The sequence below is a fragment of the Klebsiella sp. CN_Kp104 genome (assembly GCF_040064515.1).
Taxonomy (GTDB): domain Bacteria; phylum Pseudomonadota; class Gammaproteobacteria; order Enterobacterales; family Enterobacteriaceae; genus Klebsiella; species Klebsiella aerogenes.
On record NZ_JBEAII010000029.1, the window covers coordinates 237,763 to 251,190 of the forward strand.

Here is a 13,428-nt window from a genome sequence, read left to right on the forward strand (position 1 = left end):
CAACAGGCTCAGCATAAATTAACGCACGAGGCCCAGCTCAGCAGCGCGCATGGCGTCGTGGATCTCTTTTTCAGCCCCTTTTTCGAGCGGCAAAAGCGGAGAGCGGACGGTGGCATGTTCAAGGATCCCACGCGCGACTAAAGCATGTTTAAGCGCCACGGTACCTTCCATATGAGAACCGCGGTGGTATACGCTTTTGGTCACCGGCAGCAGTCGATCGTGCAGCTCACGCGCTTTCACATAATCACCCGCTTTACCCGCCTTAATCATTTCAATTAACGGTTCAGGCGCGATATTACCGTAGCCAACCAGGAAGCCATCGACATCAAACGCGGTGTGCAGCAGATATTCATCGTGGCAGCTTAAAATTTGCAGATCCGGACGCTCGCGGCGAATAACCGGAATTTCAGTATCCCAGCGGCGCATATTACGCACGCCATTCTTCATGGCGAATACACCAGGCTGTGCGGAAATATCCAATAGCGTTTGCAGATTGTAGGTGGCTTTAGTGACGTCCGGATACTGGAAAAGAATCAGCGGCAGGCCACTTTCTTCATAAACCACGCGGTAACGATCCTGAGGCGCGCCATCCTGATAGCCAAAACGCAACCAGCCGTGAGAAGGATACAGCAAACCAGCGGATGCGCCGGCGGCAACAGCACGCTTAGCCTCCAGCGCAGCGACTTCCGTCCCTTCTCCGGTGATACCGGCAATAATTGGAAGCTTGCCATCTACAGACTTCACAAATGCGCGGATCACATTCGCCTGCTCTTCCTGAGTTAGAAAAGTCCCTTCCCCTGCGTGTCCCAGAACCACCAGACCTTTTACGCCGTCAATGCTGCCCAGCCAACTACCGAGACGCTGGATGGCATCATAATCTACGCGCCCCTCACGAGTGAAGGGTGTAACCGGAGCCGGAGTCAAACCTCTGAGATCGATGTTAATCATAAGTATCCCCTTGATGAGTAAGCGTATATTTGCAGGCTAGCGATCGTTTGAAACGGACATGAAATCGTTTCTGCAATCGTTTTCACGTAGTTGACATTGAACCTCAAAAATAAAACCGTCAACGCCGGGTTGGTTAAAAATGCAACGAAGATCACAAACTAAACAGCATTCCGCATCCGGGATGAGATCCGTTATACAAAATTCAATCCTCCCCGCTTTCACCAGCAAAGCCAGGAGGATCGCCGACGGATTATTAACGTGGGGACGAGGTAGACTTACGAGGAATAAGGGAAGGCGTGGTAATCCGCATATTATTATTTACTTCTGGATTCAATAACATATCAACCGCATTACTGGCGATATGCTCCAGTGGCGTTCTAACCGAAGTCAAGGCTACGGGCAGCCTGCTCACCAGAGGAATATCATTGTATCCCACCAGAGACAGATCCTCGCCAATCACCAGCCCTAGCTGATGGGCGGCAGCGAGCACGCCAATCGCCAACTCGTCATTGACGGCAAACAACGCACTCGGGCGATGGGGCTGGCTGAGAATTTTCATTCCCTGCTGCTCTCCAGAGGCGATATTAAAATCAGAATGGCAGCACCATTCCGCTTCGATCCTTAGCCCGGCCTCCTGCATTGCCCGCTCAAAGCCTTTACGCCGGTTAAGCGCATTGGAGGCAAAATCGGGACCGCCGATCAAGCCAATATCACGATGGCCTAAATCTATCAGGTGTCGGGTTGCCAAATAACCGCCAAGCTCATCGTCCCCGACCGATGAAGGACTAAACCCATCGGTGCGCAGCGCCAGAACATGGGGCACATCCCGTTCACGCAGGGCTTGCGGCAAAGGATCGTCCAGCCGGCAGGTTGACATAATCAACCCATCCACACGACGATCCAGCAGTGATTCAACGGCGTTCTTCTCCTGCTCCTTGCTATCTCCACAGGTCGCCACGATCGCGAAATACCCTCTCCTCGCCGCAGCCCTGGCTATCTCTTCGAAAAGCATCGCCGTGACGGCATCGGTCAGCCTCGGAACCAGGACGCCAAGCGTTCCGGTGTCGCCACGGCGCAGGCTGGAAGCAACATAGTCCCGACGGTAGCCCAGCTCTCGGGCCACCTGGCGAATTTTATCTGCCGAGGCGCTGCGTGAGGTGGGTAATCTTTCATCGAGTACGCGCGAAACGGTCGAGACGCTCACGCCCGCAGCGCGAGCAACGTCCCGCATTGTCACCAGCTTTTTTTCCGGAAAATCGTTCAGTTCACTTTCTTGATCCATCTGCTGCTCCAACTCATCAATGCGGGTAAAAATCCGTGTTGCCCGTGCAAGGGATACCATCGTGCAAACCGTGGGGTGAAAGGATCTTACGTCAAACCTCGCCCGGACAAAAGGAATGGTACTTAACTTTGCCGGGTTCATTCGACGGGCCGTTAATTCACATTTCTTATTCGTTTTAACCTGTATTCCTCACTTAGCTTTTTTGCGCGTGAGTTTATTGAGATTGTGAACTGTTCGACATTTATACAACGAGCGTAATTGACTTAGCGCCAAATCCAGCAAAGGATTAGCTGAACGTGAAATCGATTGCAGTAACGTTACCACAAACCAATCAAGACAGCATTATATGCAGCACGTCTATGAATAAGGGTTCGTTGCCCTGAGGTTATTCAGAAACTTACGTGTATGCCCCAGATAACGTTTAACAGGGTAATACTATGTCAACTCAGGCCATTGCATCAGATTACGCCATTGCCAGCGGAACGCCGTCAACACCAGACGCGCTGCTGGCGAGGCTGGAACGCCTCCCCATCACCCGAAGGCTGAAAGCGATCCGCGTTATCGTCGGCTTATCAACCTTTTTCGATGCCTATACCATTATCGCTATCGCTTTTGCTCTGCCGCAGCTTACCCAGGAGTGGGGTTTAACGCCGACGTTTGTCGGTCTGATTATTGCGGCCAGTTACGTAGGCCAGTTGTGCGGTGCGCTATTTTTTGGTTCGCTGGCGGAAAAAATAGGACGCATTGGCGTATTACGTATCACCATCATCATGTTCGTACTGATGGATGCAGCCTGTCTTTTTGCCTGGAACGGTTGGTCCATTCTTATTATTCGCTTTTTGCAGGGAGTGGGAATCGGCGCGGAGGTTCCCGTTGCCAGCGCCTATATCAATGAATTTGTCGGGGCAAAAAAGCGAGGGCGTTTCTTTTTGTTGTATGAGGTGATTTTCCCCATTGGCATGATGTTTGCCGGGTTGGTGGGGTATTTTCTGGTGCCCATCTATGGTTGGAAGGTCATGTTTTTAATTGGCTTAGTTCCTTCCGCGTTGACCGTTCCCCTGCGCTGGTTAATGCCGGAATCACCACGCTGGCTGGCCGCAAAAGGTAGACTAAAGGAAGCGGATAATATCGTATCTACGCTGGAATCAGAGGTCATCAGGCGCGGCATGACGTTACCCGAGCCTGAAATGAAAGCCCCTACGGTGCAAAAACCGGCTCCGGAAGGCGTAAAAGCCCTGTTTGGCGGGATCTATAAATCCCGAACCTTTATGCTGTGGGGACTGTGGCTGACGGTTTATAGCGTCAACAACGGCATGATCACCTGGTTTCCAACCCTCTATAAAACCTGGTTTAACCTCTCTCTCGATACCAGTCTGGCCTACGGCTGGATCACCTCTTCCTGCGGCGTCGTGGCTTCGGTGATCTGCGCCTTGCTGATCGACCGCGTCGGACGCAAGCGTTGGTACACATGGGCTTTTTTACTGGCGATTGTTCCGCTGATTACGCTTTCTATTCTGGGCGCAAAGTCTGCCGTTGAAATTCTGATTCTGGGAAGCCTGACCTACGCCATTTTGCAGACCATCGCTTTCTCGCTTTATCTGTACGCGGCAGAGCTTTATCCCACCCGACTGCGCGCCATTGGCACTGCCTATTCCAGCGCATGGCTCCGCGCGGGGTCATCCATTGGCCCATTGATGGTGGGCTTTATCGTCAGCGGCTTCGGGATCCGTTTTGTGTTTATCACTTTCGCGGTTATTGCGCTGATTGGCGGCTTAATTACCTGGTTTTTTGCCATTGAAACCAAAGGAAAATCGTTAGAAGAGCTGTCGCCATAGGCGGCCTGTGGCCGCGGAAAGCACGGGGCCACCTCTGGCAGAACGTTGGCGCAGTCGGCTGACTTAGCTGTGCGCCTTACCGGGAATTATTCATAGACCTGGATCATCAACGGGCGGTGAAAAACATGAACAAATTCATCAAAAGCGGCACGATGCTGCTGGCTTTACTACACCCTTTCCTCGCGCAGGCCGACGATACGCTTTTTTCTCCAACGGCAAAAAACATGACCGGAGAGTGGGGAGGAATACGAACAGACCTGCGGCATCGTGGTTATAACTTTACGCTGGAATATAGCTCGATGACGGCCACTAATGTTTCTGGCGGTTACGATCGCGATAAAACCCTACGTTATAGCGACCAGTATATTCTCGGCATCGATATGGATCTGGAGACGATTTTCGGCATTCACGATGGGGAATTTAAAGCCTCGCTAAACGATCGTAACGGGAGAGATTTGACTCAGGATCGCCTCCAGGATCCGCGCGCTCCGGTCATCGGCTCGGGTGTTCAGAGTAACTACGGTCGGGGACAAACATGGCACGCGACGCAATTCTGGTTCAAAAAAACCTGGCAGGATAAAAAGTGGGATCTCAAGGTCGGTCTCATGCCGCCAGGAGAGGACTTTGATAATAGCGGCTGCTATTTTCAAAACCTGTCGTTATGCGGTTCGTTAGCCGGGCACGGTAGCGGCGTCTGGTATAACACTCCCATAGGCCAGTGGGGTGGCCGCATTAAATACAGCCTTACTTCGGCGCTTTATCTCCAGGCCGGCGGATTTCAGTACAATCCTAACTACGCCACCCGCCACGGAAGCTTCGAGCTGGATGGCACTGGGCATCTGGGATACATGTATATCTTTGAGCTGGGATATTTACCTGCCGCAGGCACGGCAATATTCCCTGACACCTGGAAAATTGGCGGCTGGTACAACACAGCGGATGCCAATGATGTACTGGATGACGACAATGGCGATCCCTATGTCCTCACACATCAGGCTGCCCGGCAACACGGTGGCCGTTACGGAGGTTATTTCTATGTCAGCCAGCAGCTGACCCACTCGGGCAGCCAGCGCCAAAATGGCCTCAACATTTTCGGGCATCTGGCCATAAATGATAAAAATACGGCGACAATGGACTATCAGATCCAGGCTGGCGTCATTTATAAGGGCCCTTTCGCCAGTCGCCCGCAAGACTTTATCAGCTTTGGCGTAAGTAAAATGCATGCCAACGCCAAAGTCGCTCGTCGAGCGCAACTCCAGAACCAGATGCGAGGGATCGATGATTATGCTGATCCCTTGTATGTCCCGGTTCGCAGAAGCGAGTATGCCGCAGAGCTGCATTATAGTTTTCGCGTTACACCATGGTTGACCTTGCGGCCTAATCTCCAGCTACTCGCCCATCCGGGAGGAATAGAAGAGATTAAAGATGCATGGGTTATCGGAAACCAGGTGACCATCAAACTTTAATAAAACAGGCCGCGCCGTGTGGACCAGAAAGGAAACATAACTAACAAAATCATATAATTAAGCCACTCCGCTGAGTGGCTTTTTTTCTGGATTAAGTAATGAGGGTTCGATGGTTTCCAGCCATTTTGCTGTTTACGCAAAAAATTTTTGCGCTTCCAAAACCAAAAATGAAACAGCGTTCCAACAACCTCTTGTTTTATCAACAATTCCTGCCTGTTTTTTGCAAAAAACGACGTCCTCGCAGGGCAATAAAATATCGGCAAGGCTCACAAAATATAAACGCAAAATTTTTTCGTATTGCGCATATGAAATGCGTAGTGATTTAATTCTTATAGCCAAATCATCCTTAGAGCTAGAATGAGAATAAAAAATGGAAAAGCGTTCACTGAATAAAAATATTGATTTACTACTGCGCGGATTTACTGAATTAAAAGATAACGGGCGGTTTAATGAACCCAATCTTGACGGTAGCGCCGGAGATTATATTTCATTTTCCAGTTGGGAATGGCCGCAGGGCGTAGGGCTATTTGGTCTGGTACGTTTATGGGAAAATACGAAGTCTGATGAGCTATATAAAATTATCGACCAGTGGTTTCAGGGAAATATCGAAAAAGGTCTACCAGGCCTCAACGTCAATACCACCGCGCCGATGCTTCCCCTTTCGCTTTTCTGGTCCCATAACAGCCAACCGCACTACCAGCAGGTGCTGGATCGCTGGGCAAATCGCGTGATGACGGAACTACCACGCACGCCGGAACAAGGCTTTCAGCATGTGGTTTCCGACGGTATTAACGACATGGAGATCTGGGACGATACGCTATTTATGGTAGTACTGTTTCTCGCGCACTACGGCACGGTATCCGGGCGCCAGGAGCTGGTAGATGAAGCCGTTCGGCAGTTCCTGCTGCATGCGCGCTATCTCAACGATCCGCAAACCGGCCTGTGGTACCACGGCTGGAGCTTTGTCGAGAACAGCAACTTCGCTAAAGCCCGCTGGGCGCGCGGTAATGCGTGGATTACCGTCGGTATACTCGAATTACTGGAACTAGCCGACGTAGGCGCGGGCGTTCGGGAGTACCTGATAGAGTGCCTGAAAAAGCAGGTTAATACGTTAATCGACCTGCAGGCCGCTAATGGCGCCTGGCACACCCTGCTCGACCATCCTGACTCTTACATCGAAATTTCCGCGACTGCCGGTTTTGGCTATGGCTTATTAAAAGGCGCGCGTCTTGGCATTGGCGATGAACGATGGCTACAGGCGGGTATGAAAGCGCTGGAGATTGTTCAGGATAATATTGATGCCGAAGGAACGGTACACAATGTTTCTTATGGCACGCGAATGGGGCGCACCCTGCAATTTTATAAAGATATTCCATTACAACCTACCGGCTATGGACAGGCATTAGCAATATTATGCCTGAGCGAAGGTTTGCGCCTCGCTGATAAAAAATAAAATACCGCCCTTCTCTTTTGGAGAAAATAATAATGGCTATCGAATATAGTATTTTTAATTTAACGGCGGGTAACGCCGTGCGCTACTGGCAGCTATCCGATATTACCAGTTTACGCTATGACACGACGGACACGCCGATGGCTGGCGAAATGGACCCGTTTTTCTTTTTAAGTAAACATAAAAACTTCATTCCTCATACCTACCCGTGCCGCGACGATTTTCGCCAGCACTTTGCTGAAAAAAAACCGCAGCCTTTCGCCAGCGCAAACTACTCTCGCTGGTGGTTCCCTTTTGCTTCCGACAGAGTCGATCTCTCCGGCTTTTGGTTTCGCCCAACCCGCGTCGGCGCCTGGGCCAGAACGCTTCTCGATTGCCCACAGGCTGGCGAGTATCGTTTTCGCCTCGCCACCTGCGGAGGCGCGCTGCTGAAGCTGAACGGCGAAGAAGTACTCTGGATGGCGGATTATCAGCGCAACCTGGAAAACCAGCGTGAATTCAGCCTGTCGCTACAGGCGGGGAAAAACGAGCTGGAGCTGTGGTTTGATGACTTAGCCGAACGCGATATTCGCTTCTTTTTCCAGCTCGACTACCTCGCCGGTGAGCCGCTGCGTATTGCGTTGGCAACGCCGCTCACCGACGCGCAGGTCAAAGAAATGGAGCAGTTACTGGACGGCGTCTCCTTTGAACATCCGGTATATAACCGCGGCACCATTCGCCTTGTCTTTCCTCAACCCGCGTCGACGGACTACAGCCTGCACGTCAACGTGCTGGGGGATTTTATCTCGCTGGATGAACCGGTCACGCTCGATAGCCGACTCTCCGCCGGCGAGTCGCTGGTCGCCATTGCTGAAAGCGAAGCTATTCCGGCGGACTTCCGCAATTTCAACATCACGCTGCAGCGTGAAGGGTTCAAGATAAGCCGCACGCTGGGCGTCGAAATCTGCCACGCCGACCGCCAGACGGCGATCCCGGCAACGCTGGAAGCACGGATTGTGGAAGCGCTGGAGGTGGTCGCTCATGAAGGTGAATACAGCAGCGTCAAAGCGCTGGCGCGCCTGGCCTGCGGCCTGAACGATGAGCAAACCCAGCAGATGCTGGATGGGGTCCTGCCATCGGTGCTCGACTGTCACGATTGCGCCGACTTTACGCTTGTGCCGCTGCTGTGGTGCCGCACGGTATGGGGCGACAAGATCGACCCAGAGGTTCGCGGGCGCATCGATGACGCGATTCTGCGTTTCCGCTACTGGATGGACGAACCCGGCAACGATGTACAGTGGTACTTCTCTGAGAACCACGCCCTGCTGTTCCACACCGCGGCGCTGCTGGCGGGCAACCTCTTCCCTGACGCGACTTTCACCCGCTCCGGGCGCAGCGGGCGCGAGCAGGCGGCGACGGGTAAAGCACGGGTCATCAGTTGGCTGGACCATTTCGAGCAGTGTGAAATGGCCGAATGGAACTCAGCGCCCTACTTCCCTATTGATTTAAAAGGTCTCACCGCGCTGGCGGCACTGTCCGGCGACGCGCAAATAAGCCAGCGCGCCATCGCGGCAATCACGCGTTTACTGGCGCAGATTGCCCGCTCCGCCCACCAGGGTTTTCTGACCGCCTCGCAGGGACGTTCTTACGAACACACCCTACGCGCCGGACGCTCTCTGGAACTGGCGGCGATTTCGCGTCTGCTGTGGGGCAAAGGTAACTATGGCTGTCGTTTCCATGCGCTACCGCAATTAGCCCTGCTGCTGCGTGATGGCCTGCTCACCCTTCCGGCGGAACTAGCAGAAGTTGCCGCCTGGCAAAAAGAGAGCGCTATCGAGTGGTGTTTTGCCCAGGGCGCTAACCGGATCGCCAAACTCTATCACTACAAAAACCGCCATGCGGCTATGGGGTCCATCGCCGGCTATCGCTGGGGAGAATGGGGCTATCAGGAGACGCCGTTCCATTTACGTCTTGGCAACCAACCCGAAGCGCAGATCTGGATAAACCATCCAGGCGAGACCCTGCACGGCGGGTTCGGTCGCCCCTCTTACTGGGGCGGGTGCGGCACGCTGCCGCGCGTGCAGCAATATCGCGGGCTGGCGGTGCTGACTTTCAATCTGCACGCCGATCAGCCTGACTTTACTCACGCCTGGCTGCCGCAAAGCCAGTTTGATGAGGTCGTTATTAGCGGCCAGCGCGCGGCGGTACGCAGCGGTGACGGTATGGCGCTGCTGATGGGTAATCAGCCGTTTGAAACGGTGAATACGGGGCCAACCCGCGGCTGCGAAATTCGCCTTAACGGGCAACAAACCCGCTGGCTGGTTCGTATCAACGATCGGGTCGATAGCTCCCTGGAATCCTTCAGCGCATGTTTCAGCGGCCTGACCCTCATCCAGCACGACGACGGCAGTATTGAAGTAAACGATCCGCTGTACGGTACGGTGCGCTTCCTGGCTGATGGACGAGTGAGCGCCGAGAACCGCACGCTGGACCCACAGCAGTGGAGCGTCGTGGGCAGTAGCCGTGAACTTCCTCTGTAACCAACGCCCGGCAGAGACCGGGCAAGGAAAATAATAATGGATACGCAAATCGACAAACAGGCTGTGCCTTCCGGGCAGGCCGCTGATGATGTAAATCCGAATACGCTGCACAATCCCGCTCGCGAAATGGCTAAACCGAAAAGTAACTATCGCTGGGTCATCTGCTCCATGCTGGTGTTTGCCACAACGGTCAACTATATGGATCGCCAGATCCTCGGTCTGCTGGCGCCGATGCTGCAAAAAGATATCGGCTGGACGCAAATGGAATATAGCTGGCTGGTCAATGCGTTTACCGTCGCGTATGGCGTCGGCACGCTGGTATGCGGGCGAATTATTGACAAACTGGGAACCAAAATCAGCTATGCGGCGGCGATGGTCGTCTGGAGCGTCGCGGCGATGGCGCATGCCGTCGTCGGGTCGGTAGCGGGATTCGCGCTGGTTCGCGTCCTGCTTGGGCTAGGTGAATCCGCTAACTTCCCGGCGGCGATGAAGGTGATTGCCGAATGGCATCCGAAAAAGGAACGTACGCTGGCGACCGGCATTCTTGGCGTCGCGGTCAATATCGGCGTGGTTATCTCGCCTGCGCTGATTCCGCTTATCGCAGTGCATTACGGCTGGCACGGCGCGTTTTTAATTCTCGGCGCCATTGGTTTACTGTGGCTGATTCCCTGGTTCATCGCCTTTGGCCCGGTGAAAGCGAAAGCCAGCGCCGAAGAGCAGGCGTGGATTGCTCAGGATAAAGAAGAAGCCGTCAGCGTTTCGGCCATTAAATGGACGCATCTGCTGGGCTATCGCCAACTGTGGGCCGTGGCATTAGGCAAAATGTTGACCGACCCAATCTGGTGGTTCTTCCTCTTCTGGCTACCGAAGTGGCTCAACGAATCCCGCGGTATCAACATGGAAGGTCTGGGTCTGCCGCTGATCGTTATTTATCTCTTCGCCATTGTCGGCAGCCTCGGCGCAGGCTGGTTACCAGGCAAACTCATGAGTAAAGGATTTAGCACCGCCAGCGCACGTAAACTCACGATGCTGATCTGCGCCTGCCTGGTCCTGCCGATTTTCGCCGCCACCCAGGTCGAAAATCTGTGGGCCGCCGTCGCGCTGGTCGGGTTAGCTGCGGCGGCGCACCAGGGGTGGTCTGCCAACATTCTGACCTCGGTATCCGATCTGTTCCCGAGCGCAGCCGTCGGTTCGGTCGTGGGGATTGGCAGTACCTTCGGGATGATCGGCAGCGTGATCTTCTCTACGGTGATTGGCGCCGTGCTTGAAGCCTCTGGTAACTATTGGGCGCTGTTCGCCATCAGCTCGGTGGCTTATCTGCTGGCATGGGCGATTATGTATCTCCTGTTAGTGCCGAAGATGGAGCGAGCTAAATTCGACTAACCCGCTCTCTTTAGCGGTGGCCCGTATCAGGCGATACGGGCCACCGATTGACGTTCGACGATGGCGCACGCCAGCTCAACCCGCCTTGGAATTTCGACACTACCCGCAATCATATCCTGCAGCAGCTCCAGCGCCAGCGTGCCGATTTCGTGCACCGGAAGGTGAACGGTAGTTAACGGCGGTGTAGCAAACTCCGCCTGCGGCAGGTTATTCATACCCACCACCGAGATATCTTCCGGCACGCGCAGTCCTAAGGCCCGCACGCCGTTGATCGCGCCGATCGCCAGCGAATCATTGGCGCACAGTATCGCCGTACACTCGCGCGGATTATCACGGAAACGCGCGATCACCGCCTGCTCCGCCAGCTCCGGTAGCCAGTCGGTTACCGTCAGGATCCGCGAATCGTCGCACAACAGCTGGCGAGCGCGCATCGCTTCCCGCCAGCCATCCTCACGCTGTTCAATGGTTCGCCTGCCAGGGTGGGTTAAAAAAAGAATGTCGCGGTGGCCGCGCTCGAGCAAATATTCACAGGCCATGCGCGTGGCCGAACGGTTGCAGGGCAGCACGCTGGACAACCGCATTAACGGATCGTCAGTATTCACCAACACCGCCGGTTTTTTCAGGTTCGCCACCGTATTCAGAAAGCCGCTGTCATCTACCGTCAGCGCCAGCACGCCACCTACGTCCGCTTCTTCCAGCAGCGCCTGCAGAGCACCATTGTCATTATCACTGAGCTGATGAGTAATGAGATCAACGCCCAGCACCTTCGCTCGCTCTTTTAACCCTTGCAGGACGTACCAGCTAAACTGGTAGCGGTTGTAATCCAGCATCGCCACTTGTGAAATAGCCAGCACAATTCGCGCGCCGCCCAGCTCCTGAGCCGGCGTATATCGCATGGCCCGCGCCACTTCCTGAATACGCGTGCGCAGTTCGTGGCTGACCCCTTTTTCGCCCGATAGCGCCCGCGACACGGTACTGAGCGAGGTTCGACAACGGGTAGCGATATCCTCCAGCCGCACGCGGCGATAGCCTGCATCGCGCTCTGTCTGATTATCTGATTTACTCATCTCTCATCCTTTATGACACCGCGCGCCACTCGGCGTAATAATGAAAATCGCCGCGACTGGCGAATAATAGCCAGCAGTCAGTGTAGCCATTGATGCTACCCGAACGGCTTCGCGCACCACGGCACGATAAGCCATTTTTTACCCGGCATCGATTAAGGATTGCGGATTTGTGATCGTCAGCCGCACTATCCTGCCGTTGCTACCACGCACTCGCTAATCCTGTAACAGCATCAAAATTTTGATATTGATGATTATATGTTTATTCAATTAGGGTGTGGATTATTGTATTGTTTAAAAAATTACCATCGTATTTATAAATATAATATTTATATAATCAGCTCTAAAGATTATCGAAACACCCGATGCGCTATATTTAGCATCGTTCACTCACAGTGCTTCCCACATATAAAACCAGTGGGTGGCGTCCCGACAAACGGTGCGGAACATGGCAGCGGAGACCAGCTGATAGCGGCGGTCCTGAGATTTCGCGGGTGTATAAGCGCACACGTAGCGCCCGCTATTGGCGTCGGGCAGCCCCTCTTTAACCGACATCCAGGGGAGAATCAGTTGCTCCGGCGGAACGCCCGCCGAAATGGTATCGATCACTTCATGCGCCAGCGCCCGGGCATCGCGGCTATAGGGGCCAACGGCAACCTGTTCACAATGTCTGAGTAAATGTTCCATTAATTATCGTTTCCTTTTTTGAGTCTCTATTTTCCCTTAATTATTGCAAAGATATCATTGGAAATAACTATTATTTAATAGGATTTAATGGTACTTATTTACTTAAAAATAAATTTTTAATACGAAACTATAATGACTCGTATTTATATCTCATTGATATAAAAAAGCCATTATCCGCTATCTCCGTATCAACATAGTTGGATAATGGCTAATTCAGGCAATAACGCACTATGCGCAATTGGCCGTGAACTCTACCGGCAAGTCGCCATAAAACCAGCCATCGTCCTGTTGGGTGAGATCGACGCGGATGGTCTTCTTCTCGCCAAACAGAAACTGCTTCACCAGTACCTTACGAGTAAAGACGCCGCCGACGTTAATACGCACGCCGTGATGTTCCACCTTCTTAACCCGGATGGTTCTGGTGGAATAATCTATTTGAATATCAACATGTTCTCCGTGACGAGCGATAAAAGCCGCGATCCTGACATGCCCCCCATTTTTGGAGAAAGAGATAAACGGCTGACTCTTTCTACCGCGCCTTCCCTTTTCTATATTAACGAAATTGTTTACGTCAGAGCGCACTGCACCATTGAACACAAAGAAGCCTCCCTTCTCAGCAAAATCGTATCCCTTAAAACGAAAAAACAATGGTTTATTTCACTAGCAGGATGAATTTATGACAGAATAATTAACTGCATTTTAGATATAACCACAAATAAAATCAAACCTACAAACGGTCATTGTAGAGCAACTATCTCCCCATTCTCATCGCGGTAAGAGAAACACGACGGGCT

General features: G+C 52.9%; 11 protein-coding genes. 6 read left to right on the plus strand and 5 right to left on the minus strand.

From position 1 onward, the window contains the following. Positions 1-18: 18 nt before the first annotated feature. Both ABLU80_RS16085 and ABLU80_RS16090 read right to left on the minus strand, forming a co-directional pair. Complete coding sequence (locus tag ABLU80_RS16085; RefSeq protein ID WP_032709182.1) at positions 19-948, minus strand: dihydrodipicolinate synthase family protein; 930 nt, start codon at positions 946-948, stop codon at positions 19-21. Between the two features lie 253 nt (positions 949-1,201). Then, positions 1,202-2,230, minus strand: coding sequence for a LacI family DNA-binding transcriptional regulator (locus ABLU80_RS16090; RefSeq protein WP_032710029.1), 1,029 nt, complete (start codon positions 2,228-2,230; stop codon positions 1,202-1,204). Between the two features lie 437 nt (positions 2,231-2,667). On the opposite strand from ABLU80_RS16090, the gene ABLU80_RS16095 reads away from it, so the two are divergent. From ABLU80_RS16095 to ABLU80_RS16115, 5 genes are all read left to right on the plus strand, one after another. Next, entirely contained in the window at positions 2,668-4,065 is a 1,398-nt protein-coding gene (locus ABLU80_RS16095; protein WP_348850191.1) for an MFS transporter, read from the plus strand. A gap of 125 nt (positions 4,066-4,190) precedes the next feature. Continuing rightward, a complete protein-coding gene (locus ABLU80_RS16100) occupies positions 4,191-5,531 on the plus strand; it encodes a carbohydrate porin (protein ID WP_045364163.1) in 1,341 nt (446 codons plus the stop codon). Between the two features lie 370 nt (positions 5,532-5,901). Beyond that, positions 5,902-6,984, plus strand: coding sequence for a glycoside hydrolase family 88 protein (locus tag ABLU80_RS16105; RefSeq protein ID WP_348850192.1), 1,083 nt, complete (start codon positions 5,902-5,904; stop codon positions 6,982-6,984). A 32-nt stretch (positions 6,985-7,016) separates the two neighbouring features. Then, on the plus strand, positions 7,017-9,500 hold the full coding sequence (locus tag ABLU80_RS16110) for a hypothetical protein (RefSeq protein WP_348850193.1): 2,484 nt from the start codon (positions 7,017-7,019) through the stop codon (positions 9,498-9,500). 36 nt (positions 9,501-9,536) lie between these two features. Continuing rightward, positions 9,537-10,883, plus strand: coding sequence for an MFS transporter (locus ABLU80_RS16115; protein ID WP_080758894.1), 1,347 nt, complete (start codon positions 9,537-9,539; stop codon positions 10,881-10,883). Positions 10,884-10,909: 26 nt separating this feature from the next. Here the strand turns inward: ABLU80_RS16115 and ABLU80_RS16120 are convergent, their stop codons facing one another. The 3 genes from ABLU80_RS16120 to ABLU80_RS16130 form a co-directional block, all read right to left on the minus strand. Continuing rightward, positions 10,910-11,950: a LacI family DNA-binding transcriptional regulator gene (locus ABLU80_RS16120; protein ID WP_032709190.1), complete on the minus strand. Its 1,041-nt coding sequence runs from the start codon at positions 11,948-11,950 to the stop codon at positions 10,910-10,912. Positions 11,951-12,337: 387 nt separating this feature from the next. Continuing rightward, a complete protein-coding gene (locus ABLU80_RS16125; protein WP_015703534.1) occupies positions 12,338-12,634 on the minus strand; it encodes a hypothetical protein in 297 nt (98 codons plus the stop codon). Positions 12,635-12,862: 228 nt separating this feature from the next. After that, on the minus strand, positions 12,863-13,033 hold the full coding sequence (locus ABLU80_RS16130) for a hypothetical protein (RefSeq protein WP_015369621.1): 171 nt from the start codon (positions 13,031-13,033) through the stop codon (positions 12,863-12,865). 36 nt (positions 13,034-13,069) lie between these two features. Between ABLU80_RS16130 and ABLU80_RS16135 the strand changes: the two genes are divergently transcribed. Beyond that, entirely contained in the window at positions 13,070-13,306 is a 237-nt protein-coding gene (locus tag ABLU80_RS16135) for a hypothetical protein (protein WP_348850194.1), read from the plus strand. Positions 13,307-13,428 lie beyond the last annotated feature (122 nt).